Origin of the sequence: Acidovorax sp. FHTAMBA (assembly GCF_038958875.1) — a bacterium.
Lineage (GTDB): Bacteria > Pseudomonadota > Gammaproteobacteria > Burkholderiales > Burkholderiaceae_C > Acidovorax.
Genome location: NZ_CP152407.1, coordinates 2,282,397 through 2,308,358 on the forward strand (window position 1 = coordinate 2,282,397; position 25,962 = coordinate 2,308,358).

A 25,962-nucleotide genomic window follows, 5' to 3' on the forward strand; every position below is an offset into this window, starting at 1 on the left:
GCAGCAGGCCATGGGCTCCCCTACATCTCGCGGTCCAACGGGTGCTGCTCCCGCTTCGCTGTCCCCCTCCCGCCGCGCATGGCTGCGCTTCAAGCGCAACCGCCTGGGGTACTGGAGTCTGCTCGTCTTCTGCGCGCTGGTGCTCGTCAGCCTGTGCGCCGAGCTGGTCAGCAACGACCGGCCGCTCGTCGTGCGCTACGAGGGTCAAACGTATTTCCCCATGCTCAAGGACTACCCCGAGAAAACCTTTGGCGGAGACTTCGAGACACCCACCGACTACCTCGACCCCTTCATCAAGGAGCGCATCACCGCAGGCAGCAACTGGGCGCTGTACACCCTGAACCCCTACGGCCCCAACACGCTGAACTACTTTGCCAAGGCGCCCAACCCCTCAGCACCAACGGCCGACAACTGGCTGGGTACCGACGACCGGGGGCGCGACCTGCTCGCGCAGCTGCTCTACGGATTTCGCGTGAGCGTGCTGTTTGGCCTGGCGCTCACCGTCACCGGTGTGCTGCTGGGCATGATCACCGGCGCCATCCAGGGCTTCTTCGGCGGCAAGACCGACCTGGCGTTTCAGCGCTTCATCGAAATCTGGGGCTCCATGCCCGAGCTGTACCTGCTCATCATCTTCAGCGCCGTGTTTGCGCCCAGCATTGCACTTCTGCTGGTGCTGCTGAGCCTGTTTGGCTGGATGGGCCTGTCGGACTACGTGCGCGCCGAATTTTTGCGCAACCGCCAGCTTGATTACGTGAAGGCGGCACGCGCGCTCGGGGTGAGCAATACCCAGATCATCTGGCGCCACATCCTGCCCAACAGCCTGACGCCCGTGGTCACCTTTTTGCCGTTCCGCATGAGCGGCGCGATTCTGGCGCTCACCTCGCTCGACTTTCTGGGCCTGGGTGTACCGCCCGGTACGCCCAGCCTGGGCGAGCTTTTGAGCCAGGGCAAGAACAGCATTGATGCGTGGTGGATCTCGCTGTCCACCTTTGCGGTGCTGGTCACCACCTTGTTGCTGCTGACCTTCATGGGCGACGCCCTGCGCGACGCGCTCGATCCGCGAAAGGCCGACCAGTGAACCCTTCATCGGCCATGACGACCCCTTTGTTGCAGGTTCTGGACCTTCACGTTCGCTTTGGCGCCAAAGAGGTGGTGCGGGGCGTGAGCTTTGACATCGCCGCCGGTGAAAAGCTTGCGCTGGTGGGGGAATCCGGCTCGGGCAAGACCATCACGGCCCTGAGCCTGCTGCGCCTGGCGGGCAATGCCGTCATCACCGGGCAGGCCACGCTGCAGGGCCGCGGCGACCTGCTGGCGCTGACCGAGCGCGAGATGCGCGGCGTGCGCGGTGGCGACATTGCCATGGTGTTCCAGGAGCCCATGACCGCGCTCAACCCGCTGATGACCATTGGCATGCAGATCGCCGAGATCCTGCAGCTTAAAAAAGGCCTGACAGGCGCCCAGTGTGCGCAGGCCGCCATCGAGCTGCTGGCGCAGACCGGTATCCCCGAGCCCGCGCGGCGAGCCAACAGCTTTCCGCACCAGCTCAGCGGCGGGCAGCGCCAGCGCGCCATGATTGCCATGGCCCTGGCCAGTGCGCCCCGGCTGCTGCTGGCCGACGAGCCCACCACGGCGCTGGATGTCACCCTGCGCGGGCAGATCCTGGACCTGCTGACCGACCTGCAGCGCCAGAACGGCATGGCCGTGCTGCTCATCACGCACGATCTGAACCTGGTGCGCCGCTTTGCCGACCGCGTGGCCGTGATGGAGCAGGGCGTGCTGGTAGAGCAGGGCCCCGTGGCTGACGTGTTTGGCAACCCGCAGCACGACTACACCCGCCGCCTGATCGCCAGCCTGCCGCGCCGCGACGTGCTGGAGGCCGACCCGCCCGCGGGCGCGGCGCCCGTGGTTCACACCCAGGACCTGCGCGTGGTGTACCCCACGCCGTTGCCGGGCATCAAGGGCTGGTTCAAGAAGGGCGAGTTTGTGGCCGTGCAGGGCGCGGCGCTGCAGCTGCTGCCCGGCCGCACGCTGGGGGTGGTGGGCGAATCGGGCTCGGGCAAGTCCACACTGGCGCAGGCCATTCTGGGCTTGCTGCCGTACGCGGGGCAGTTGCAGGTGGGCGGGCAGGCCTGGCAGCAGCCAGCCACGCGCAACACCCCGGCCAACCAGCAGCTGCGCCGCAGGGTGCAGGTGGTGTTTCAAGACCCGTTTTCGTCGCTGTCCCCGCGCCTCACGGTGGAAGAGATTGTGGGCGAGGGCCTGAAGGTGCACGAGCCCACTTTGGGTATAGCCGAGCGGCGTGTACGGGTGGAAGCCGCCCTGCAGGAGGTGGGACTGGCCGAGGCGCAATACCCGCGCCTGCTGGAGCGCTACCCGCACGAATTCTCGGGTGGCCAGCGCCAGCGCCTGGCCATTGCACGTGCCCTCATCGTGCAGCCCCAGGTGCTGGTGCTGGACGAGCCCACCAGCGCCCTGGACGTGACCATCCAGCAGCAGGTGCTGGGCCTGCTGCAGCGCCTGCAAAAAGAAAAGGGCCTGAGCTACCTGCTCATCACGCATGACGTGGATGTAATCCGCGCCATGGCGCACGACGTACTGGTGATGAAAGACGGCAATGTGCTGGAGGCGGGCAGCGTGCAGCAGGTGCTGGACGCGCCGCAACACCCCTACACCCAGCGCCTGGTGGCTGCGGCCACGGTGCCGTCCGACGACTGAGTTTTGTGTAAAACGGGCTCTTTCGCTTGATGGTAAAGCGCGAACAGCTATTAAAAATGTAGCGAAAGCACAGACGCGTGTGTTGCCCCGGTGCCCACACGGCGGCGGTGGCAGGGTAGCGGCTTTACGTCAACACGGCGCGCCGTGCGTGCTGCTCACCCGCAGCAGGCGCCCAGCGGATCTTGCTCACATCCACGCCCATTGCCTGGGCGCGTTCCATCAGGTGTTCGCGCACATGGTGCGGCACGGTGGGGGTGCGCGACAGAATCCACAGGTAGTCCTTGCTGGAGCCCACCACCATCGCCCACTGGTAGTTCTCGTCCAGCGCCACCACGTTGTAGCCGCCGTAGAACGGGCCGAAGAAAGACACCTTCAGCGCGGCGCGGGTCGGGTCATCCACAAAGCGTGCGGTGCCCTCAGCCTCCTTCCAGGCCTTGCGCACCGGGTCGTAGCCGCGGTTGACCACCTTGATGGTGTCGTCGGCGTTGCGGGTATAGGTGGCGCTGGTCTGCGTCAGGCCACGCTCGAACGAATTCTCGATGCGGGCCACCTCGTGCCAGTAGCCTGCGTAGCGGTCCACGTCAAAGCCGCGCACCGGCTGGATGCCTTCGGGCGTGCGTGGCGTTGAGCAGGCCGACAGCGCCAGCACCGCCATCAGCGCGACCGCGCCCATCAGCAGCGGCCAGGGCGAATGGCGAAGGGGTGGGCTGTAAGTGCGCATGGGGTCTTCTCCAATGGTCTGGCGCGCTCAGTGCGGGGGTAAAAGCGCGGCGTGTTGTGGTTGGGGGGCTGCACGGTGTGCTGCCTTGCTCTCTGCCGGTGACTGTAGGCAGCGCGCCTGCCGCCCGGTGTAGGAGCACGCTGGCAGCGCCTGTCGGCCGCGCAGGTCAGATGCCAAACACCTTCAGCACCGAATCGCCCACGCCCCGCAGCCACCGCGCTGCGCCGCTACCGTGCGGGGCGGCGTGTGGCATTTCGCCATACACATAAAACCCCGCATCGCCCTGAAAGCTGTCGTGCAGCAACGCCTGCTTGCCCCGCACATAGGCCACAAAGGTTTCAGACCGGCGGGTGGAATACGCCAGATTGGCGTTGAACCCGATGGTGGCGGCCTGGCTGATGCTGCGCCCGCTGTGGGCAGGCTCCACCCGTACCCCCCGGCTGCCCTGCACGATGAGCTGCGCGGGCCCATGAAACGCCAGGTAGCGCAGCTGCAGCGTCAGCCATGCGTGCAGCGTGCCCAGCCGCCAGTGCGAGGTGATGCGCACCGGCTGGCCCCGCTGCTGCAGCACGCCCACCAGGTTGTGCGGCTGCATCACCAGCGCGGCGCCCGCAGGCAGCACCAGCAGGCCGATTTCGCTGTGCGCATCCTGCGTGGAAGACACCACAAAACTCGCTGGCGCCGTGGTGCGGATGCGCGTGAGTGCCACCATGCCCGATGCCAGGCTGGTCAGCGGGTACTGCGGGTTCAGCAGCCAGCAGGTGTCGGTATGGCCTGCCACCGATGCGCTTTGCAGGAAGTCGGGGTGCAGCAGCAGCTCATGCCTGGCATCCACCGTCACCTCCAGCGACACGGCCGACTGGTGGGGCTGCAGCGCCAGCGCACCCAGGCTGTCTGGCAGCAGCCGGATGGGTGGGCACCGCGCCGCACGCGGTGCCAGCACAAAGTAGAACAGCGCCTTGATAGCCAGCGGCGCCACCATGGCCCCCAGCAGGATGAGCAGCGCCGTGGGCATCACGGCCATCAGCGGCAGCGACAGCCGGTAAAACCAGTTGCCCTGCCGCAGCGCCTGCAGCGCCGCCTGCCGCTCGCGCAGCGGTGCCAGCAGCGCGCCGGTATCGGCCAGCGGCGGGGCAAATGCCGCCAGCGGCGGCAGCGGCTCATCGGCCTGGGCAATCGCCTGCTGGCGCTCGTAGTCCTGCGCCGCGCGACGGTTCTCGGCCAGCAGCTGATCCTGCAGCGCCCGCAGCTGCGCGCACTGCCGGTATTCGGCCGCACCCACACCGCCGACCCCGCCCACCCCCAAACGGCATGCCACGGGGTGGCGCTGCTCCAGGGCCTCGCGCTCGCGTCTGGCCGCCTGCCACTGCGTGTACAGGCCCTCGTGCACCAGGCGCAGCCGCTCCAGCTCGGCGCGGCGCGCCTGGGCCGATTGCGTGGCTTGCAGCCGCAGCCGCAGATCCTGCAGGTGCTTGCGCTCGGCATTCAGCAGAAAAATCTCGGCATCCAGCCGCATGCCGTCGAACTGGTGCGCCACAATGGGCTGGCCGTGCAGCACCGGGCCCAGGGCGCTGGCCTGCTGGCGCTGCAGCTGCTTGCGCCGCGTTTCCTCGTCCAGTGCGTCGATGCGGTTGGCCAACACATCCAGCGACGCCGAGGCCAGCCCCGCCACGCGGCCCTGACTGGCGGTGGCCAGGCGGGAGAGGTCATTCGCAATGCGCTCGTCGGCCGCCGCCAGCTCCGCCAGCTCGGCCTGCGACGCCCGGTAGCCCTGCCACTGCGCCCACCCCCAATGGCCCGCCAGCAGCACCGCACAGATGACCACAAAGGCCATCAGATGGCGCAGCAGGAAGCGGACTAGCGTGGCAACAAGCGTGATCAAGAGCAAGCCTTTCAGAGCGCGGCGGGATGGCGCCAACCGCCAGCACACCCGCACCGGTGCCCAGCCTATCACCCACCACGCTGCGGGTGCAGAGGCTGAATACGGAGTGGAAATATGTATAAAAAGTGCCGCAAGCGCTTATTGGTAAAGCGCGAGTAGCTATCCAAATAATAGCGTTTCGTGTAACCCGGCGCAGCAGGTGCCACGGCCCGTCAGCCTGCACCATTGCCCCCGGGCTGCGCAGCGTCGCCATGTCACCGCCTGTTCCACGATGCACCCTGGGCTCTCCGCCCGGTTGCCCACCGCCAGCAGCGTGGGCGCGCCCAGCGCCTCGTGGATGTCGCGCAACGTGATGTGTGCCAGAGCAGCGCGTGGAGGACGTGGAAAGGCGCACTGGCATATCCAAGACTAGCTTCGTGGCATCGCCTCGAAATCGCTCAGAGCGGCGGCGCGGAAGGCTGGCAGCGCTTCGCAGTGTTCGGCCAGTGTGATCAGGGCGGCGTGGGCGGACGGTGACAGCACTTCATTCATCCGATCCCGCATGTACCAGACCAGCGTCGTGATCATGACATCAGCGTGGGTGAGTGCCACCCCGCAGGCATAAGGTTTGGCAAGGCGGTTGGTCAGTTCGTCGAGACCGGCGCGTGCCTGGCCAAGGCAGCGATCAACCCAGACGGAGCTGCGGTGTTCGGGGGGATGGAAGTGCCTCTCGTACACCACAGCCGCGACCTTTTCGAGGGTACCTTGAGCCAGTGCCGTCATCTGCAGAACGCGCCGGCGTTGGGTGCCGGAGCCGGGAATCAGCGCCGCGTCGCCCACCTGCTCATCGAGATGATCCAGGATCGATGCGCTGTCGATCAGCACTTCGCCATCGTCGAGGATGAGGGCCGGGATGCGGGTCAGCGGGCTGATCCGCCCGATCGCCTCCGCATCGCCAAAGATGGACCGCGTGTCGCGAGTGAAGGGTATGCCGTAGTGGTGCAGCGCGATGGCGACGCGGCGAGTGACGGGGCTGTCATATTGGCCGACGAGGATCATGGGCAGTCTCAGGTGTGGAAATCTCGAACAACGATCTTCAGGGATCCCGAATGTATACGGGGACAGCCTTCCCATCGGCTGCCGCGGTGGCGATAGCTGTTGGCCGATACCAGCCCTCCCCGTTGACCGCCACAAGCTGGCACTAACGAGGGGATCTCACCGGAAGTCAGTTTTCCGGCGCCGCACCCAACCCACATCACTGGCCAGGAGCTGACATTGTCGAATGTGAACTTCTGGGTGCTGAACCCTGCGCCGGCACGCGCACCTGCGGCAGGCAATCGGGGTACTCGCGTTGAATGAACGTCACCAGCGCTTCACGCACTCGGCAGCGCAGGTCGAACGCGAGGCCCGACGACCGTGCGGAGACCAGCACGCGGATCTGGATGGTGCGCTCGGTCACATCGGTCAGCTGCAGCACGCTCACGCGCTTGTCCCACTCGGGCGCGGTTTCCAGCACACGCTGCAGCTCGGCCCGCAGCGGGTCGAGCGGCAGGCGGTAGTCGGCAAACAGGAACACGGTGCCCAGGATTTCGGAGCTGGTGCGTGTCCAGTTTTGAAACGGGTTCTCAATAAACCACTGCAGCGGGATGATCAGGCGCCGCTCGTCCCAGATGCGCAGCACCACGTAGGTGCTGGTGATTTCTTCAACCCGCCCCCACTCGCCTTCGATGATGAGCACGTCGTCAATGCGGATGGGCTGGGCCAGTGCTATCTGCAGGCCTGCAATCATGTTGCTGAACACGGGGCGCGCAGCAATGCCTGCCACGATCCCCACCACCCCGGCGGATGCGAGCAGGCTGGCACCCACCTGCCGGGCCCCCGGAAACGTCATGAGCATGAGCGCGATGCCGGCCATGACCACGCCCGTCATGGCGGTGCGCGAGAGCACGCGGGCCTGGGTGGCGATGCGCCGGGCGGCAAGGTTGTCTTCCACATCGGCCGGGTGCTGGGCGATGACGCCGTTGGCCAGGCCGCCGATGGCCGCAATCAGCAGCCAGCAGGCGCCCGCAATGACCGCCAGGCCGTTGAGGTGGCGCACGCCGCCAATGGCGGGCAGGTCATCGCTGGCGGCCTGCCACACCAGTTGCAGCGCAATCAGCGGCAGCAAGACCCGCATGACAGGTATGCACGCCAGCACCACCCCATGCACCACGGGCAAGGGCGCCGTGGCGCGGCGCAGGATGATGGCCACAATGCGGTGGGCAATGGCCGCCAACGTGATGGCGAACAATGCCACCACGGCCGTGGCGAGCCAGGGGGAGAGCTGCAGGCTTTCAAGCATGGGTGTGAAACGGGGGCAAACGCACACTATCGCATCGCAAAATGCCTGCATCTGTCAGACATCGCGCCGCGCGGCACGCCCGGCGTGGGCAGGGCGGGGCTGGTTTTGCCCATCAGGGTATTCCTTTGCTGGTGGCGGGCCACCCGTTACCTAGAATGTGCTGCACTGCAATACATGGGCTTCCAGCCCGAGGAGTTCGTCGTGTCTGAACAGAAAAGTGCCGCGCCCAAGTCGGCGCAGCGCGTCATCAAGAAGTATCCCAACCGCCGTCTGTACGACACAGACACCTCCACCTACATCACGCTGGCGGAGGTGCGCCAACTGGTGATGGATCATCAGCATGTGGTGGTGCGGGATGCGAAGACGGGCGAAGACCTCACGCGCAGCATCCTGCTGCAGATCATTCTGGAAGAAGAGGCGGGCGGCGCGCCCATGTTCACTGAGGCGGTGCTGGCCAACATCATCCGTTTCTACGGCCACGCCATGCAGGGCTTCATGGGCGCGTATCTGGAGAAAAACGTGCAGGCGTTCACTGATGTGCAGGCCAAGCTGGCCGAGCAGTCGCAAAGCGTGACGCCCGAAATGTGGGCCCAGTTCATGAACCTGCAGTCGCCCATGCTCAAGGGCATGATGGGCAACTATGTGGAGCAGTCGCAGTCGATGCTCACGCAGATGCAGGAGCAGATGCAAAAGCAGACGGAGCAGATGCTGGGCGCGTTCGGACTCAAGAGGTGACCCCCATGAGCAGACAGCGGCGCCGGTCCCCAGGGGGACGCCGCCAGCGCGGCGGGGCGGCCCTTGCGCGGCGGCCGCTCTCCTTTGCAGTGCCAGATTCTTGCGCCTTGGGAAATCGCTGAGTCGGCCCTGATTACCCCTGCTTTGCCGGAACTGGGACAATACGGGGCTATGAGCGAAGCAATTGCCCCCACAAAAACACCCAAAGTCGGATTCGTCAGCCTGGGCTGCCCCAAGGCGCTGACCGATTCCGAGCTGATCCTCACGCAGCTGAGCGCCGAGGGTTACGAGACCTCCAAGACCTTCCAGGGCGCGGATCTGGTCATCGTCAACACCTGCGGCTTCATTGACGATGCGGTTAAGGAGAGTCTCGACACCATTGGCGAAGCCCTGGCCGAGAACGGCAAGGTCATCGTCACCGGCTGCCTGGGCGCCCGCACGGGCGACGATGGCGGCAACATGGTGCGCCAGATGCACCCCAGCGTGCTGGCCGTGACCGGCCCCCACGCCACACAGGAGGTGATGGACGCCGTCCACCTGAACCTGCCCAAGCCGCACGACCCGTTCATCGACCTTGTGCCGGGCAGCTTTGGCATTGCGGGCATCAAGCTCACGCCCAAGCACTATGCTTACCTCAAGATCAGCGAGGGCTGCAACCACCGCTGCACCTTCTGCATCATCCCCTCGATGCGCGGCGATCTGGTCTCGCGCCCGATTGGCGATGTGCTCAGCGAGGCCAAGGCACTGTTTGAAGGCGGCGTGAAGGAACTGCTGGTGATCAGCCAGGACACCTCGGCCTATGGCGTGGACGTGAAATACCGCACCGGTTTCTGGGATGGCAAGCCCGTCAAGACCCGCATGCTGGAGCTGGTGCAGGCCCTGGGCGAGATTGCCGAGCCTTACGGCGCCTGGGTGCGGCTGCATTACGTGTACCCGTACCCCAGCGTGGATGAAGTCATCCCTCTCATGGCCACCGGCAAGGTGCTGCCATATCTGGACGTGCCCTTCCAGCACAGCCACCCCGATGTCTTGAAGCGCATGAAGCGCCCCGCCAGCGGCGAGCGCAACCTGGAGCGCATCCAGCGCTGGCGCGAGGCCTGCCCCGAGATCGTGATCCGCAGCACCTTTATTGCCGGGTTTCCCGGTGAGACCGAAGAAGAATTCCAGCACCTGCTCGACTTCGTGCGCGAGGCGCAGATCGACCGCGCGGGTTGCTTTGCCTACAGCGATGTGACGGGCGCCGCCGCCAACGAGCTGCCCGGCATGCTGCCGATGGAACTGCGCGAGGAGCGCCGTGCCCGTTTCATGGCCGTGGCCGAAGAGGTGTCCATTGCCCGCCTGCAGCGCCGCGTGGGCGCCACCATGCAGGTGCTGGTGGACCACGCCCCGGCCCTGGGCCGCAAGGGCGGCGTGGGTCGCACCTATGCCGACGCGCCCGAGATCGACGGCACCGTGCAGCTGCTGCCGCCCGAAAAGATCAGCAAGACCCTGAAGGTGGGCGAGTTCACCAAGGCCCGCATCGTGGGCGTGCGCGGGCACGACCTGGTGGCCCAGCCGATCTGATGCGCTGAGGTACGTTCCCGGGAAACCCGGTCGTTGCGACAACGCCGGGGCCGTGCGTTCCGGGGCGGGATAGTGTGGTGCGGGCGAAAAGCCGTGCCCCGCATCGAGGGCGGCGACCGGTTCGGGGCGCTGGGGGACTGGCCTGCCCGGAGGGACTCGAACCCCCGACCTATAGCTTAGAAGGCTATTGCTCTATCCAGTTGAGCTACGGGCAGTAGACAAGGCTTGCGGTGTGTTTCCACTCACCTGGTGTGCGGCGCATTCGCCGTCGCGCTGTAGCGCAGAGCGCGCATCATAACCTGCGCAAGCGGGCCTGCTGTGATGGGTGCACAACGCAGGAGTGGCTGCAGAATGTGGGATGCGGTTATAACGAGGTGACCTGCCCGACACCGCCGTTTTTTCTTCCCCTCACACCATGCCGCACAGCGTCGCGCTCATTCACACCATCGCTGCCGCGCTGGGGCTGGCGTTGGCATTGGGCTTTGTGGCGGCGCGCCTGCGGCTTCCAGCGCTGATCGGCTATCTGCTCGCCGGGGTGGTGCTAGGGCCGTACACGCCGGGGTTTGTGGCAGACGCCGCCATGGCCAGCCAGCTTGCAGAAATCGGGGTGATGCTGCTGATGTTTGGCGTGGGCCTGCACTTTTCATGGGGAGACCTGCTGGCCGTGCGCAAGATTGCGGTGCCGGGGGCGGTGGTGCAGATGATGGTGGCCACCGCCCTCGGGGTGGCGCTGGCCACCTGGTGGGGGTGGGGGTTGGGTGGGGCGCTGGTGTTTGGCCTGTCGCTGTCGGTGGCAAGCACCGTGGTGCTTTTGCGTGCTCTGGAGACACTGGGCATTTTGGACAGCCATACCGGCAGGATTGCGGTGGGCTGGCTGGTGGTGGAAGACCTGGCCATGGTGCTGGTGTTGGTGTTGCTGCCGCCGCTGGCGGGCTGGCTGGAGGGCGGGCAGCAAGATGCGCGCGGGGCGGCTGCAAGCGCCACTGCGTTGTGGCAAACCCTGGGGTGGACGCTGCTGCAGGTGGGCGGCTTCATTACGCTGATGCTGCTGGTGGGGCGCCGACTGTTTCCGTGGGTGCTCTGGCAGGTGGCGCGCACCGGGTCGCGGGAGCTGTTCACGCTGTGCGTGGTGGCTGCGGCGGTGGGCATTGCGTTCGGGTCTGCCGCACTGTTTGGCGTGTCGTTTGCGCTGGGTGCATTTTTTGCGGGCATGGTGATGCGGGAGTCGGAGTTCAGCCACCGGGCGGCCCAGGAGTCCTTGCCGCTGCGCGACGCTTTTGCGGTGCTGTTCTTTGTGTCGGTGGGAATGCTGTTCAACCCCGCGGTGCTGTGGGACCGGCCGCTGCAGGTCCTGGCGGTCGTGGCCATCATCATGGTGGGCAAGACGGTGGCTGCGGCTGCGCTGGTGCTGGCGTTTCGCTATCCGCTGCACACGGCGCTCACGGTGTCAGCCAGCCTGGCGCAGATCGGAGAGTTTTCGTTCATCCTGGTGGCGCTGGGTGCATCGCTGGGCATGCTGCCGCCCGAGGGGGCGAGCCTGGTGCTGGCCGGGGCGCTGATTTCCATGGCCCTCAACCCCATGCTCTTTCACGCCATCGCCCCGCTGCAGGAGTGGCTGCGCAAGCGTTCGGCGCTGGCGCGGCGGCTGGAGCAGCGCGACGACCCGCTGGCCGAGCTGCCCATGAGCACGGATGCACGGTACCTGGCGCGTCAGGTGGTGCTGGTGGGGTATGGCCGGGTGGGGCGGCGTGTGGCCGCTGCGCTGGCGGCCAACGACATCCCGTTTGTGGTAGCCGAGCAGAACCGCGAGCTGGTGGAGGCTCTGCGGGAATCCGGCATTGCGGCGGTGTTCGGGGATGCCGTGGATCCGGTGGTGTTGATCCAGGCGCACATTGCGCGCGCTGCCATGCTGGTCATCGCCACACCCGACACGCTGAACGTGCAGCAGATCATCACCACGGCACGCACGCTCAACCCCAGCATCGAAGCGGTTGTGCGCAGCCACAGCGCCGACGAGGCCCGCCGGATCGCACAGGAGTGCGACAGCACGGTGTTTCTGGCCGACGAGGCGCTGGCACAGTCCATGGCCCGCCACGTACTGGAGCGGACCGAGGCGCGCCACCAAAGGCATACCGGTCCCGCATCCCTGCACAGCAGGGTTTGATTTTGAATGTTTTGGGCTCTGGCGCTTGATGGATAAGCGCCAGTAGCTATAAATTAAATAGCAAATGACGGCTGCGCTTGCTGCCTGTGTTCAACGGTGCAACGGTGCAACGGTGCAACGGTGCATGGGTGCATGGGTGCTGGCACCGCACCCGCTGGCGGGCCAGCGGGGCCTTGCCCATCAATCCTCGAAAACCAGTGCCGGTGGCGCCATGACGCGGGCCGAGTGCGCCAGGTCCGCGATCAGGTGGTTGGCGAAGTAGCTGTTTTGGGTATCGGGCTCCAGTGCCGCCACGGCCAGGTTGGCGCGGGGCTGGTTCAGGGGCACGTAGAAGCTGCCTGCGGGTATGTCAATGGCGCTGCGCGTCGGCGCCACCTGCACGCGCACAATGCCCTGGCCACCCGCAATTGTGCCGATCACGTCCTGGCGGTCGGCTGTCTCCCGGGCGGTTTCGCGGTAGGTGTCGGCCAGGGCCGAGCCGGGCTCGGCCACGCGCAGTACCTGCAGCCCCAGCAGCTTCAGGCGCTCCACGGCTTCACTGGAACTTGCCGACAGCCAGTAGCCGCAGGGGCGGGCCCGCGTCTTGATGGCACGCAAGGTGAGGGAGGAATTCCAGTCCACACGGATGGAGCGGTCTGCACCGGTGTCGGGATCCAGAAAATCGAGCTGGCGCTGCGTGGGGGTTGCAGCAGCTTCCACCACCACCTGGTCGCGGCAAGCCTTCGCGCTCACGTCGCGCTCCACAAACGAGCGCACCTGCTCCAGGTTGGTGGCACGCTCGGCCGTGCTGCGCAGCGCACTGGTGATGGCGGTGACCTGTGAGTGCACCCGGCGCTGGATGTGCATGCGCCCAAGGCCCACGCCGCGCGTTTCCACCAGCAGGCTCACGGTGTTTTTAAGGCCATTCACGTTGCGCCCGGTGTCGGGCTGGGTGCCCCCCATCGAGATGCGCTTGTCATCCGGATTGGTGGAGGTTGTGTAGTACCAGTCGCTCGTGAGGTTCTGGGCCCGGAGCGCCGCCACCATGGGCTGGTGGTACCACTCTTCAGACGCCTTGGTCAGAAACTCGGGGTAGTTGGCCGTGGTGGCGTACTGCAGCAGCGCGTCGTAGCGCTGGATGGCGTTGAACTTCTGCAGATAGCGGCCGACGGCGGTGTATTCATGGGCGTCCAGCACCAGGATCGGCCGGTAGGTGCTGATCGCTTGGGCCAGTGCGCGGGCTTCGGGCGTATTCAGGAGCAGGTGGTCGCGGTTCATGTCCACGCCACTGGCGGTGACACGGGTTCCGGCCGCGGCGCCGTCGGGGTTGGCACGGGGCACGACCACGACGTTGATGCGGTCCAGCAGCGGCTCGAGCAGCCCCTGCACCAGCTCCCGGCTGATGACCAGCAGGGCCTCGCTGCCAGCGGGCTCGTCGCCGTGCTGCTGGCCAATGAGCACCACCGTGGGCCGGCCGCTGGTGTCCAGGTCAGCGGGCTCGGTGCCCGCCGCGCGCGTGGCCAGCAGGCCCAGGATGGGTTCGCCCCGCTGCGACATGCCCAGGTTGAGCAGCCTGGTGCGTGTGCCCCCGCGGGGCGCGGGCTCGGCCAGCGACTGCAGCCACTGGCTGATTTCGGCATTGGTGGTGAAGGCCCTGCGGTCCGGGCCCAGGCCAGGGGTGCTGTAGGCAGTGGGTGGATCAGGGAACCGGGCTGCCACTGCAGCGCCGTAGGGTGGCGCCATGGGGCCCTGGTCTTGCACCACCAGCGGCGCTGGCGGGGGCAGGGGGCTGGTAACTACAGCTGGGCGTGGGGGCGGGGCCAAAGGTGCCTGGCCCAGGGGCGCAGGAACCACCGTGCCGGGCTGGGCGCGGGGCAGGGGGGCGGGTGCGCCTGTTCTCGCGCCAGGTGTGGAGGGCCACGGGGGCAGGGGTGTGGTGCTGCACGCCGTCAACAGCGCTGTGGCCAGCAGTGCAGAGACCTTCCACGGCAGATTCCGCAGGCGGCCGGGTTTCGGCGCGGCCAGGGATGCGGGTGGGGTTTCGCGGTGAAGATTGGAATGCATGTTCATGGTGGTTGCTGCCATTGGCCAAGGCTGGACTTTGTTACGGCGATGTTACCTGCGCATGCGCGGAGGGCTGTGTCAGCGTACATCCCGTTGCAAACACTTTGCCCCGCTTTGCAGCACCTGTACCGAGGACGTGACCGGAAGCCTGCTTGCTCAGGCTAAAGGGGGTTTGCCGAGGGAGGCTGCGGCTGTAGCGGTGCAGGCGGTGGCGGGGGGTCCTGCGGTGGCATCCTGAGGCGTAGAAGCGCGCGTACAAAGCCGTGGTCGGAGCGGGTGCGGTCACGCCCTTCGTGCAGGTGGTCATTGAAATAGTCCACACGCTTCACGTCGCCCACGCTGTTCCTGCCGTTTTGCACGAACTCCTCGCTCACCAGGATCTGGTCGAGCACGCTGGGGGAACCCTGGTGGATGTGTGAGTACGCCACGTCCTTTTTCAGCGCCGCATCGCCTTGCAGGTCGTAGGCATTGAACAGGGCCACATCGCGCGCCGAGCGGTCGTACGCGATCTCGTTGGTGGCGCAGATGAGTTGCGTGGTGACGCTGTCGGGGGTGTCGTTGAGGTCACCCAGGACCACCAGCGGCGTGCTGGTGCGGTGCAGCAGGTCAATCACCAGGCAACGCAGCGCCATGGCCTCCGCACCGCGCATGATCAGCGAGCGCAGCGACGCCAGTGCCATCACTTTGCGGTCATCCCGGTCCTCGGTGGGGTTCCCCTGTGCATCCTGCAGGAACTTGGGCCGCTTGGATTTGAGGTGGGCTGTCAGCACCGTCAGGCTCTGCCCATGTTTCATGCGCAGTGTGACCACCAGCGGGGGGCGTTCGAAATGCGTGTGCAAACCCAGACCGGGCACGTCCACCTGAAAACCCGGCGGGAATTCTGCAAACGACTGCATGGCCTCGACCTTGAGCCTTGTGGCGATGCCCACCCGGGGCGTGCCCTTGGCACCGCCGTGGGTGGCGTCGTTCTCTGCACCAGGTACCGCCACAAAGTCGTAGCGCAGGCCGCTGCGGCCGAGTGCGCCCTTGAGCGCTGCATCGTCCCACACCTCCTGGACCGCCAGCACGTCGGCATTGAGCATGCGAAACCGGTCGCCCAGCCAGGTGAGCTTGCGCTCGAATTCGGTCTGGCTATAGGGATCCTGGTTGTCGTAGAAAACGCGGCCCGGATTAGCCAGGTTGAGCACGTTGCAGGTGGCCACCATCAGGGTGGCCAGGGGCTGGGGTGGATCGATGGGGCGCATGGGCCACAGCATCGCACAAGACCATGGCCCGGAACCGGGCCGGGTCGCCGTGTCAGAAAGGCTGGAGGTCGCTGCCCGTCAGAACATGCAGCCCGTCGGGGCGCGTCTGTACGGCGTGCACCAGCGCACGTGCCACGTCGGCGCCGGGGCGGGCGCGGTAGCTGGCGGGAATCACCGGGTTCAGCCATGTAAAGAGCTTGAGGGACAGCGTTTCCGCTGGGCGCGCAGCCTGGTGCAAGCTGCGCCGCTCGCCCATGAGCAGGGAAGGGCGGGCGATCACGAGTGTGGAAAATCCCAGGCCTGCCAGGTCCCGCTCCACCTCTCCCTTCACGCGGTTGTAGAAGATGCGCGAATTCGGATCGGCCCCCATCGCGGTGACCACACCGCAGCGGGTGGCACCGGCTGCGCGGGCAGCGCGCGCGGTTGCCATCACGGCGTCGTAATCCACTGCACGAAAGGCTGCCTGGCTGCCCGCAACCGCCATGGTGGTGCCAAGCGTGATGTAGACATCGTCTACTGGCGGCAGCAGGGGCAGGGTCGCGAAGTCCACCGCGTGCAGATGCAGCCTGGGGTGGTTCAGCGCAGGCGCCCTTCGCCCCCTGCCATGCAGTACGTGGACGGCCGCGCCCGTTGCCGCAGAAGCGGGCGACTTGCGGGTATCAGCGGTTAAAAGAGCCGCGAGGACCGCCTGGCCCACGAGACCCGTTGCCCCGGCCACCACCGCCACCCGCGCCTGATCCACCACCATAACCGCCACCTCCTGAGTTGCGATAACCACCACCGCCGCCACCACCACCACGGCGGCCGCGTTCAGCCATGCTGTCCACGCTGGTGCGCATCGGGTCTGGTTGCCCGCCAGCGCCGTGGCTGGAGCTGCGGTGGCTCGGGTTGCTGTGGCCCAGGTGTGTACCCAGGTGTGCATTCGCGCGGGGAGGCTGCGCATCGTCGTAGCGATGTCCACCGCCGCCGCCTTCGGGGCGCGGACCCCGGCTGCGTGCAGGGGCCTGGGGCGCGCCATCACGCGCGCCGCCCCGGCCACCGCCTTGGCCACCACGGCCACCGCCGGCAGGGCCTTGCGCGCTGCGTGGTGCACCACCGCCCGAGCGGCCACCGCCACCGCTGCCCGAACGGGGGGCGCGATCACCACCCTGGCCGCCGCCCTGGCCTGCCTTGTTGGTGCGGATGCGGTCCATCATTTCGCTGCGCGCTGCCTTGGCGGCAGCCTGCATCACTTCACGGCTGGGTGGCTTGCCCGCGCCACCCCAGATCGTCTGGCGGCCCATGGCGATGGGCTCGGCCTTCTCGCCAGGTTCTGGGCCAAAACCTTCGATCACCTGGACAGGAATCTGCTGCTTGGTGAAGCGCTCGATGTCCATCATGAAGCCTTCTTCGTCCATGCAGACCAGGCTCACGGCTTCGCCCGTGGCGCCTGCGCGGCCGGTGCGCCCAATGCGGTGCACGTAGTCTTCGGAGACGTTGGGGATTTCGTAGTTGACGACGTGGGGCAGGTCATCGATGTCGATGCCGCGTGCGGCGATGTCGGTGGCCACCAGCGCGCGGATCTCGCCGCTCTTGAATCCTGCCAGTGCCTGCGTGCGGGCGCTCTGGCTCTTGTTGCCGTGCAATGCCATGGCCTGCACGCCGTTCTTGGTCAGGAACTCGGCCACGTTGTTGGCGCCGAACTTGGTGCGCGTGAACACCAGCACCTGGCTCCAGTTGTGCTGCTGGATGATGTGCAGCAGCACCTGTTTTTTCTTGCCGCGGCCCACGGGGTGGATCACCTGCGAGATACGCTGCACGGTGGTGTTGCGCGGGGTGACCTGGATGCTCTGGGGGTTCTTGAGCAGGGTGTTGGCCAGGTCGCGGATTTCGTCGCTGAAAGTGGCCGAGAACAGCAGGCTTTGCTTGTCCTTGGGCACCAGGGCCAGCACCTTTTTCACGTCGTGGATGAAGCCCATGTCCAGCATGCGGTCGGCTTCATCCAGCACCAGCACCTGCACGGTGGACAGGTCCAGAAAGCCCTGTTGCTGCAGGTCGAGCAGGCGGCCGGGGGTGGCCACCAAGATGTCCACGCCGCGCTTGATGCGGTCGATCTGCGGGTTCATGCCCACGCCGCCGAAAACGACGGTGGAGTTGATATCCAGGTATTTGCCGTATTCGCGGACCGACTCTTCCACCTGGGCGGCGAGTTCACGGGTGGGGGTGAGCACCAGGGCACGGATGCCCTTGCCACCAAACTTGTTCTTGGGCGCAGCGCTTTGCGAGAGGCGGTGCAGCATGGGCAGGGTGAACGCAGCGGTCTTGCCGGTCCCGGTCTGTGCGCCGGCCAGAAGGTCATGGCCTTCCATCACGGCGGGAATGGCCTGGGCCTGAATGGGCGTCGGGGTTTCGTAGCCCGTTTCGTGCACGGCCTTCAGGATGGCAGGAGCCAGGTTCAGTTCGTCAAATGTCATGTCTTAGGATGCGCCCGTCCGGGGCGCCGGGTATCTGCCTGTCGTGCAACCGGGCGGTTGCTGAGCCAGTCTCAGGCGGATGAGTTCAGGATTGGGAGCCCGGAAGCGTGGCTTCCTTCGTCCCCAGCAGTGTGCTGATGTGGCGGGCAACTGGAGCCCGCAACGAGGGGTATTGTCGCATGGACCGATAATCCAAGGTTTGAGAGCTTGTTCGGCGTTTTCCGGAGACCCGGAAATGACCTCCTGGACAGGCTCGGATGCAGACATCCTGCCCACTTTCGCAAGTCAGAACCCCCATGGCCCAATACGTTTACTCGATGAATCGCGTCTCCAAGACCGTGCCACCCAAGCGGCAGATCTTGAAAGACATTTCCCTGAGCTTCTTCCCCGGCGCCAAGATCGGCGTGCTGGGTCTGAACGGTTCCGGCAAGTCCACACTGCTCAAGATCATGGCCGGCGTCGACAAGGAGATCGAAGGCGAAGCCATCCCCATGCCGGGAATCAAGATCGGCTATCTGCCCCAGGAACCCCAGCTCAACAACGAGCACACGGTGCGCGAAAGCGTAGAAGAGGCCATGGGCGAGGTGTTTGCCGCCAAGGCCAAGCTCGAAGAGGTGTATGCCGCTTATGCAGAGCCAGATGCGGATTTCGATGCCCTGGCGGCCGAGCAGGCGCGCCTTGAAGCCATCATCGCCACCGCGGGCACGGACTCCGAGCACCAGCTTGAAATCGCAGCCGATGCGCTGCGCCTGCCGCCCTGGGATGCCAAGATCGGCCTGCTGTCGGGTGGTGAAAAGCGCCGTGTGGCGCTGTGCCGCCTCCTGCTGTCCAAGCCCGACATGTTGCTGCTCGACGAGCCCACCAACCACCTGGACGCCGAATCGGTGGACTGGCTGGAGCAGTTCCTGCACCGCTTCCCTGGCACCGTGGTGGCCATCACCCACGATCGATACTTCCTTGACAACGCGGCCGAGTGGATCCTGGAGCTGGACCGGGGCTATGGCCACCCCTACAAGGGCAACTACAGCACCTGGCTGGACCAGAAGCAGGCCCGCCTGGAATCCGAAAACAAGGGTGAGGAAGCCCGCGCCAAGGCCCTGAAGAAGGAACTGGAATGGGTGCGCCAGAACGCCAAGGGCCGCCAGGCCAAGAGCAAGGCGCGTATCGCCCGCTTCGAGGAACTGAGCGACTACGAATACCAAAAGCGCAACGAAACGCAGGAAATCTTCATTCCTGTGGCCGAGCGCCTGGGTACACAGGTGATCGAATTCCACAACGTCACCAAGTCGTTTGGCGACCGCGTGCTCATTGACAACCTGTCCATGACGATCCCGGCAGGCGCCATCGTCGGCATCATCGGCCCGAACGGTGCCGGTAAATCGACCCTGTTCAAGCTCATCGCTGGCCGCGAGAAGCCCGATAGCGGTGAGGTGGTGATCGGTGCCACGGTGAAGATGGCCTTTGTGGACCAGCACCGCGATGCCCTGTCGGACGACAAGACCGTGTGGGAAGACATCTCCGGTGGCCTGGACATGATCAACATCGGCAAGTTCACCATGGCCAGCCGTGCCTACGCCGGGCGCTTCAACTTCAACGGCGGCGACCAGCAAAAGAAGGTCGGCTTGCTTTCCGGTGGTGAACGCGGTCGCCTGCATCTGGCCAAGACACTGATCGCGGGCGGCAACGTGCTGCTGCTGGACGAACCCTCCAACGACCTGGACGTGGAAACCCTGCGTGCACTGGAAGACGCCCTGCTCGAATATGCGGGCACAGTGTTGGTAATCAGCCACGATCGCTGGTTCCTCGACCGGATTGCCACGCACATCCTGGCCGCTGAAGGCGACAGCCAGTGGACGTTCTTCGACGGCAACTACCAGGAGTACGAGGCCGACAAGAAGAAGCGTCTGGGCGAAGAAGGCGCAAAACCCAAGCGTATGCGGTTCAAGGCCCTCAAATAGGGCGTCTGGTCAAGTAGCATTGCACCCGGAGCCCCGTCGGGCAATTGATTCCTCCCCACCATGTCCCAGCCTGCTTCTCGTTCGAGAACCGTTTTTCGCGCTTGTGTCGTCAACGCCGTGCGCGGGGGCGAGGCCTTGATGCAGGAACTGGTCAAGGTCACGCAGGGGGCCCTGACGGCGGAAGAGTCTGTGGTGCGCAACATCCAGCAGCGCAATCTGGTCAGTGACAGCCTGCGCCTGCTGACCCAGCACGAAGCAGCGCTGGTCAAGGGCTATCCAATGGCGCTGCTGGAGATTTTTGCGGAGGGCCCTTCTGCCGCCAAAGGCCGCAGCTCCGCGGAAGACACCGGAATGGACTTTGGCGAGCTCTCGCTCATGGACGAGAGCGAAATGCAGGCGCAGGTCGAGCTCTCCAAGGCGCAGCAATCCGCGCTGCATGCCACCGATGCCGTGCTGGCAGAGCTCAACACGCTGGTCAGTTCTGCGCAGGGGCTTCGCAGCGTGCAGCCCGAGCGCAACCCGCTGCGGCCCGAGAGCTACATCCGTGCCCTTCAGCGGGTGGTGGGTGACACCGGTGTTTCTGCCGAGGTGCGCCAGCTGTGGATGCAGCACATGCGTGACCTGCTGGGCAAGCTGCTGGTGGAGGAATACAAGAAGACAGCCGCCAGCCTGCGCGAACACGGCGTGCAACCCGTGGGGTATGCCGTGGTGGGCACGCCGGGCGGGCAGGGCGGGCGCGGCGGCGGTTACGGTGGCCCCGGCATGAACACCGGGATGGGCACCGGATACGGCAGCGGATATTCCGGCTACGGTCATTCGACCAGCGCACCCATGAGCGAATACGGCACCACCGGGTACGGCCGTGGTGGCGGTCCGTCGACGGGCTGGAGCGGGGATTCCACGCAGTCCGCCATGGCGCCGGCTGCGGAAGAAGCGTTGCTCACCGTGGGCATCCTGCGCCAGATGCTGGCGGGTGGAGACCCGTTCAGCGTCCCCGCGCATGGCGTGATGCCATCTCAGCCGGTGGCGCTGCAGCCGGGCTGGGGTGGGCCTGTGGTGGGGATGCCGGTGGGGGGCGCGCAGGGCGCGCCCATGGCGCACGCAGGCGGGTACTTCCCAGCCGGTGCGGCGGCAGAGGCCATTGAAGACATGGCCCAGCTCGAGCGTCTGGTGGGCCGGCTTGCCAACGGCAGCCCGGCGGCTTCCCTGTCGGCGCCCTTGTCTGGATGGCGCGCCTCGGGTGTGGCGCCGGTGGTTTACGCCGCGATGCCCATGGAGGCCGCAGCACAGTCGCCTGCGGTGGCCATGGAGGTGGTAGGCCGCATGATGCAGAACATTGCCCAGGACACCCGGCTGCTGCCGCCCGTGCAACAGGCGGTGAAAAGCCTGGAGCCGGCCCTCAAGCAGCTGGTGACGCACGACACGCGGTTCTTTACCGATGCGACGCACCCTGCGCGCATCCTGCTGGACGAGCTGACGCAGCGCAGCCTTGCGTTTGCCGAGGAGTCCACGCCCGGGTTCAGCCGTTTCATGCGCCTGGTGCAGGGTGCCGTGGGGCACCTCACCGCCAACGACATCCGGGACGCCGGGCCGTTTGACTCGGTGCTCAAGGCGCTGCAGTCTGCCTGGGATACGCAAGAGAAAAAGATCAAGGCCCAGCAGGAGGAGCAGCAGAACACCCTGTTGCAGGCCGAGCAGCGCGAGATGCTGGCAGAAAAAACGGCTGCCGACATCCGCAAGCTGCCTGGCCTGGGCAATGTGCCGGCCGACGTGCTGGACTTTGCGGCCGGCCCCTGGGCAGACGTGATTGCGCTGGCGCAGGTCCTCAAGGGCGGCGACGGCAAGGACGAAGACCCGGGCGGGTACCTGGCGCTGGTGCCGGTGCTGCTGTGGAGCGCGCAGCCCGACCTCACCCGCCTGGAGCCGGACCGTCTGAACGAGGCCATCCCCGGGCTGCTGGCCAAGCTGCGCAAGGGCCTCAAGACCATCAATTACCCCCCCACCCAGACCAGTGCGTTTTTGCAGCGGCTGGTGGGGTTGCACCAGTCAGCGTTTGAAAAACCGGCGCCCGCCGCGGCGTCATCGCCAGAACCCGAGCCAGCGCCCGAGTCCGCACCAGCCGCGGAACCTGCTTCGGCGGAGCCTTCTGCCCAAGCGCCTGTGGACACCGCCGAGGCGCCTGTTGCCGCGCCTGACCCCTATGCAGACTTTGTCATAGGCGCCTGGGTGGAGCTTGTCACCAACGGTCGGGTCGTGCGCACCCAGCTCACCTGGGCCAGCCCGCACGGCACGCTGTTCCTTTTCACGGCGCCGGATGCCAGCACGCAGTCGATGACCCGGCGCATGCGCGACAAGTTGTTCACGGATGGCTCCTTGCGCCTGCTGCCTCCCGTGACCACCACCCGCGCCCTGGACGCCGCGGCGTCAGGATCGCCCCGCAAACCGTCGGGCGTTGCATCCAGGGCGGCCCCCTTGGCGGGCAAGCCCCCCAAGACGCGCTGACGCGGGCCCCCGGTGGGCCGGGCGGATACACGCCTCAGGTACTTACCTCAAGTGCGCAGCAACTTCTTGCGCACCAGGTGGATGTGGTTGCGCAATGCGTACAACTCGTCGGCATACGACAGCGGCACGCTCACCTTTTCAGCTTGCGCCTCCAGCGCATCGAGCGCCTGCAGGAGTTCGGCTGGCGCTGCCTTGCCGGTCTCCATGTCGTTCTCGATTTCACGCAGCCGGCCATACCAGCGGAACACCCGTGAACGCACCCTGAACTGGTACAGCGGCGGCACGACGCGCGACAGCGGCAGCATGATGGCCAGCAGGATGCCCAGCACCAGCCACATGCGCTCGATCAGGTTCGCCAGCCAGAACGGCAGGTAGCGCTGCAGCATCGGTACCGGCTCGTTCATGGCGCGGTCGGCTTCCTTGGAAAGTGGCAGCTCGCTGTGGCGCGAGTTGGGGAACTCCCGGGCCCGGTTGAACCAGCCCGAGCCACCGTGCAGCTTCTGGGCGTTCTGGGCGAACAGCGTGAGCAGCGCAGGGTGCGTGGCTTCGCGCGCCAGCATCGAGGTGGTGGACGCCACCAGCCGCACATCCCCTGCCGGCACATTGGCCGCCAGGTCCACCACGCCGCGTGGCAGTGTCACCGGCGTGAGAAAGGGAAAGCGCCGCGCATAGGCTTCATGCTGCGGAAAGTCGAGCAGATGCACCCCGGGTGTCTGTAACAGCATCTGCACCATGAGCGACTCGGGGGCCGAGGCAAACACCAGCGCGTCCAGCTCGCCTGCCAGAAACTTCACCGTGGCGGGCGTCTGGTCCAGCCGGGACATCTGCACGTCGCCGGGCGCCAGCTTGTTGGCCTCCAGCAGCCGCTCCATGAGCCGGGGCACTCCGCTGCCCTCCGAGCCCACATTCACCCGCCAGCCGCGCAGTTGCCGCAGGTTGTCAATGCGGGGGGACCTGGCCCTGCGCTCTGCGCTGTCCGATCGGTAGAACAGCCACACCGGCTCCACAAAGAGGCTGCCCAGCGACACCAGTTCGTCGGTGTCGTCGGGTTGCAGTTCGGCCGTGCCGCCCTGCACGAAGGCCACATCGGCCTTGCCATCGCGCAGCAACTCCAGATTGTGCGAAGACCCGTCGCTGGCCAGGAGCAGAACGTCGATGCCTTCGGCCGCCAGTGCTTTCTGGTAGCGCTTGCCAAACTCTTCGTAGGCGCTTTGCGCCGGGCCGGTGGCCAGCGTGACGGTTTTGGGCGGATTGGGGTTGAGCCACCAGTACGCCAGCACCACCAGCGCCACGGCCAGGATGGCCAGCGGGCCAGCGGACACGATCAGATCGCGCAGTGAAAGCAGGGTGTTGCGAAAGGCCTGGGACATGGGATGGACGGTGCGTGAAGGGGGGGGCGCCAGCCGCGCCACCGCTGCCCAGGGGCTGCGATGCGCGCTCTGTGGAGGGCGCTGGCCGGGAGGGCGGGCCTGGGTGCGCGGCGTTGGCCGGACAGTGGCCGGGATTATCCCGCTGTTGCGGCTAAAGACTGGCGAGCTGGAACCGCTGGTCAAAATTCATCTTGCCCAGCACCCGCATCGCGGCGGCCAGTGTGCGGCCGTCGATCTTGCTGACGTCCAGGCGGTAGCGCCGCTCGGTAGACACCACATCCACGCTGGTGCTGCCCCACTGCACCGCCACCAGTTGCGCGCGGTGCGGGGGTGTTTCTGCTGCCACCGAGACGCCGCGCTGCTCGGGGTGCATCATGAATTCGAGCCGGGGCGCACGCATGAGCGTGAGGCGATTGCCGCCCTGCGGGCACAGCGCAAACGAGACGACCCAGTCGTCTTCGTCTTCCACGGTCAGAAACGGGACAGGCTGGGGCGTGGTGGCCATGGGTGGTGGGTAGGAAGGGGGCGAGCCCCCGGTGGCCGGGGCTCAGGCACGCGGGCTCAGCCGGGTGGGCGCCAGTATGCCCATGCAATCGTCGCGCCGATGTGGGGAGAACCCGAGGTTGGGTGCTTCCAACACACGGCGTGGCTGCCAGCATGTGCGGTGCCGGTGTGCACAGAAAAATATATGAAAAATATGGCTTCAGCGCTTATCTGTAAAGCGCAAGCAGCTATGAATTTAGGAGTGATTGAGGGTGTTCGCAGGCGTTTGATTCGCGGCCAGCGCCCCCACGGTCTGCAGTGCGGGCTCCAGGAGCCCCCGCGCCGGGTGCCCATAGTTGATGCGCACGCAGTTTGCAAAACGCTGGTCTGCCGAAAAGATCTGCCCCGGGGCCAGGCTGATGCCGTGCTGCAGTGCCCGGCAGTGCAGATCCAGGGCGTTGACCTGTGGCGGAAGCTCCACCCACAGAAAGTAGCCTCCCTCGGGCTGCGATACGCGCGTGCCGGGCGGAAAGTGCCGGGCCACCGCCGCCAGCGCGATGGCCTGCTGTTGTTCCAGGCTGCGGCGCAGTGCGCGCAAGTGGCGGTCGTAGCCGCCTTGGGCCAGGTATTCGGACAGCGCCTGCTGCGACGGCGTGGCGGCCGAAAGCGTGGTCATGAGCTTGAGCCGTTGCACCGCCGTGGCGAAGCGGCCCGCCGCCACCCAGCCCACGCGATAGCCGGGCGCCAGGCTTTTGCTGAACGAGCTGCAGTGCATCACCAGCCCCGCACCGTCAAACGCCTTGGTCGGTGGCGGGCGCTGGGGGCCGAAGTGCAGTTCGCCATACACGTCGTCTTCGATCAGCGGTACGCCGTGGTGCGCCAGCAGGGCCACCAGCTCGCGTTTTTTGTCCGCGGGCATCAGGCTGCCCAGCGGGTTCTGAAAGCTGGGCATGAGCCAGCAGGCCTTGACAGGCTGGTGGGGTGACTGGCGCTCCAGCGCCTCGGCCAGCGCGGTCAGGTCGATGCCGTCGCGCGGGTGGGTGGCCACCTGCAGCGCCTGCAGGTTCAGCCGCTCCAGCGCCTGCAGCGCGGCGTAGAAGGTGGGCGATTCGACCACCACCACATCGCCGGGCCGGGTGACGGCCTCCAGGCACAGGTTGAGCGCCTCCATCGCACCGTTGGTGATGATGATTTCTTCCACATCCACCGCCATGCCGTGCAGCCCGTAGCGCAGCGCAATCTGCTGGCGCAGGCGTTCGTCGCCGGGCGGCAGGCTTTGCACGATGGTCCACGGGTCGAGCTTGCGCATGCCGCTGGCCAGGCACCGCGCCAGGCGGTCCAGCGGAAACAGCTCCAGCCCCGGAAAGGCCGAGCCCAGCGGCACCAGGTCGCGGTCGCGCGCCAGGCCCAGTACCTCGAACACCAGATCGCTGATGGCCACGCCGGTGGAAGTGGCGGCCGTGCGCGAGGGCAGGGGCTCGGCTGACCGGGCCTCGGCGGCGGGCACCCGGGCGCTCACGTAATAGCCCGAGCGCGGGCGCGCGTGGATCAGGCCTTGGGCCTCCAGCAGGTAATACGCCTCGAACACGGTGGACGGGCTGATGCCCTGCGTGCGGCTGGCTTCGCGCACCGAGGGTACGCGGTCGCCGGGGCGCAGCGCGCCACTGTGGATGAGCTGCGCGATGGTGTCAGCGTGGCGTTCGTAGCGTTTCATGGGCAGGGCGGGGGGCAAACTGATCTGTATTTTTAACTTGAAACTGAATCTGTACTGTTTTTCAGCCAGCGCGTAAAGTGCCGTGGCGTGTCGGT

Annotated in this window: 18 protein-coding genes, 1 tRNA gene and 1 pseudogene; 7 read left to right on the forward strand and 13 right to left on the reverse strand. The window is 66.3% G+C overall.

The window, feature by feature from the left end; all coding sequences use genetic code 11:
* The first annotated feature begins 10 nt into the window (after nt 1–10).
* Entirely contained in the window at nt 11–1,078 is a 1,068-nt protein-coding gene (locus AAFF19_RS10785) for an ABC transporter permease (RefSeq protein WP_008903606.1), read from the forward strand.
* Between the two features lie 14 nt (nt 1,079–1,092).
* Entirely contained in the window at nt 1,093–2,715 is a 1,623-nt protein-coding gene (locus tag AAFF19_RS10790) for a dipeptide ABC transporter ATP-binding protein (RefSeq protein ID WP_342721786.1), read from the forward strand.
* A 124-nt stretch (nt 2,716–2,839) separates the two neighbouring features.
* Here the strand turns inward: AAFF19_RS10790 and AAFF19_RS10795 are convergent, their stop codons facing one another.
* The 5 genes and pseudogenes from AAFF19_RS10795 to AAFF19_RS10815 form a co-directional block, all read right to left on the reverse strand.
* Nucleotides 2,840–3,436 (reverse strand): lipocalin family protein, encoded by a 597-nt coding sequence (locus AAFF19_RS10795; RefSeq protein ID WP_342721787.1) that lies wholly within the window; start codon nt 3,434–3,436, stop codon nt 2,840–2,842.
* A gap of 166 nt (nt 3,437–3,602) precedes the next feature.
* Nucleotides 3,603–5,318: a hypothetical protein gene (locus AAFF19_RS10800; RefSeq protein WP_182120228.1), complete on the reverse strand. Its 1,716-nt coding sequence runs from the start codon at nt 5,316–5,318 to the stop codon at nt 3,603–3,605.
* A gap of 255 nt (nt 5,319–5,573) precedes the next feature.
* Nucleotides 5,574–5,681: pseudogene (locus tag AAFF19_RS10805) on the reverse strand (transcriptional regulator); the annotation flags it as partial.
* A 45-nt stretch (nt 5,682–5,726) separates the two neighbouring features.
* The gene (locus AAFF19_RS10810; protein ID WP_182120229.1) at nt 5,727–6,356 is read right to left on the reverse strand and encodes a glutathione S-transferase family protein; all 630 of its coding nucleotides are present in this window, start codon (nt 6,354–6,356) and stop codon (nt 5,727–5,729) included.
* A gap of 196 nt (nt 6,357–6,552) precedes the next feature.
* Nucleotides 6,553–7,638, reverse strand: coding sequence for a mechanosensitive ion channel domain-containing protein (locus AAFF19_RS10815; RefSeq protein ID WP_182120230.1), 1,086 nt, complete (start codon nt 7,636–7,638; stop codon nt 6,553–6,555).
* 174 nt (nt 7,639–7,812) lie between these two features.
* Between AAFF19_RS10815 and phaR the strand changes: the two genes are divergently transcribed.
* Together phaR and rimO are read left to right on the forward strand one after the other, a co-directional pair.
* Nucleotides 7,813–8,373: a polyhydroxyalkanoate synthesis repressor PhaR gene (phaR, locus tag AAFF19_RS10820; protein ID WP_008903612.1), complete on the forward strand. Its 561-nt coding sequence runs from the start codon at nt 7,813–7,815 to the stop codon at nt 8,371–8,373.
* A gap of 171 nt (nt 8,374–8,544) precedes the next feature.
* Nucleotides 8,545–9,936: a 30S ribosomal protein S12 methylthiotransferase RimO gene (rimO, locus tag AAFF19_RS10825; RefSeq protein ID WP_008903613.1), complete on the forward strand. Its 1,392-nt coding sequence runs from the start codon at nt 8,545–8,547 to the stop codon at nt 9,934–9,936.
* A 138-nt stretch (nt 9,937–10,074) separates the two neighbouring features.
* On the opposite strand, the gene AAFF19_RS10830 is transcribed toward rimO, so the two are convergent.
* Nucleotides 10,075–10,151, reverse strand: a tRNA-Arg gene (locus AAFF19_RS10830).
* A 200-nt stretch (nt 10,152–10,351) separates the two neighbouring features.
* Between AAFF19_RS10830 and ybaL the strand changes: the two genes are divergently transcribed.
* Nucleotides 10,352–12,100, forward strand: coding sequence for a YbaL family putative K(+) efflux transporter (gene ybaL, locus AAFF19_RS10835; RefSeq protein ID WP_182120231.1), 1,749 nt, complete (start codon nt 10,352–10,354; stop codon nt 12,098–12,100).
* Nucleotides 12,101–12,280: 180 nt separating this feature from the next.
* On the opposite strand, the gene AAFF19_RS10840 is transcribed toward ybaL, so the two are convergent.
* The 4 genes from AAFF19_RS10840 to AAFF19_RS10855 form a co-directional block, all read right to left on the reverse strand.
* Nucleotides 12,281–14,149 carry a M14 family metallopeptidase gene (locus tag AAFF19_RS10840; protein ID WP_182120232.1) on the reverse strand — a complete coding sequence of 623 codons (1,869 nt, stop codon included), beginning with the start codon at nt 14,147–14,149 and terminating at the stop codon, nt 12,281–12,283.
* Nucleotides 14,150–14,304: 155 nt separating this feature from the next.
* Nucleotides 14,305–15,387, reverse strand: coding sequence for an endonuclease/exonuclease/phosphatase family protein (locus AAFF19_RS10845; RefSeq protein WP_342721788.1), 1,083 nt, complete (start codon nt 15,385–15,387; stop codon nt 14,305–14,307).
* A gap of 52 nt (nt 15,388–15,439) precedes the next feature.
* A complete protein-coding gene (locus AAFF19_RS10850) occupies nt 15,440–15,937 on the reverse strand; it encodes a nucleoside-diphosphate sugar epimerase (protein ID WP_246331002.1) in 498 nt (165 codons plus the stop codon).
* Between the two features lie 109 nt (nt 15,938–16,046).
* Entirely contained in the window at nt 16,047–17,840 is a 1,794-nt protein-coding gene (locus tag AAFF19_RS10855; RefSeq protein ID WP_342721790.1) for a DEAD/DEAH box helicase, read from the reverse strand.
* Nucleotides 17,841–18,136: 296 nt separating this feature from the next.
* Between AAFF19_RS10855 and ettA the strand changes: the two genes are divergently transcribed.
* Nucleotides 18,137–19,798: an energy-dependent translational throttle protein EttA gene (gene ettA / locus AAFF19_RS10860; RefSeq protein ID WP_008903992.1), complete on the forward strand. Its 1,662-nt coding sequence runs from the start codon at nt 18,137–18,139 to the stop codon at nt 19,796–19,798.
* 60 nt (nt 19,799–19,858) lie between these two features.
* The gene (locus AAFF19_RS10865) at nt 19,859–22,300 is read left to right on the forward strand and encodes a DUF1631 family protein (protein ID WP_342721791.1); all 2,442 of its coding nucleotides are present in this window, start codon (nt 19,859–19,861) and stop codon (nt 22,298–22,300) included.
* Nucleotides 22,301–22,347: 47 nt separating this feature from the next.
* On the opposite strand, the gene AAFF19_RS10870 is transcribed toward AAFF19_RS10865, so the two are convergent.
* The 3 genes from AAFF19_RS10870 to AAFF19_RS10880 form a co-directional block, all read right to left on the reverse strand.
* Complete coding sequence (locus AAFF19_RS10870; protein ID WP_342721792.1) at nt 22,348–23,670, reverse strand: TAXI family TRAP transporter solute-binding subunit; 1,323 nt, start codon at nt 23,668–23,670, stop codon at nt 22,348–22,350.
* Nucleotides 23,671–23,821: 151 nt separating this feature from the next.
* The gene (locus AAFF19_RS10875) at nt 23,822–24,175 is read right to left on the reverse strand and encodes a hypothetical protein (RefSeq protein ID WP_008903995.1); all 354 of its coding nucleotides are present in this window, start codon (nt 24,173–24,175) and stop codon (nt 23,822–23,824) included.
* A gap of 234 nt (nt 24,176–24,409) precedes the next feature.
* Entirely contained in the window at nt 24,410–25,867 is a 1,458-nt protein-coding gene (locus tag AAFF19_RS10880) for a PLP-dependent aminotransferase family protein (protein ID WP_342721793.1), read from the reverse strand.
* Nucleotides 25,868–25,962 lie beyond the last annotated feature (95 nt).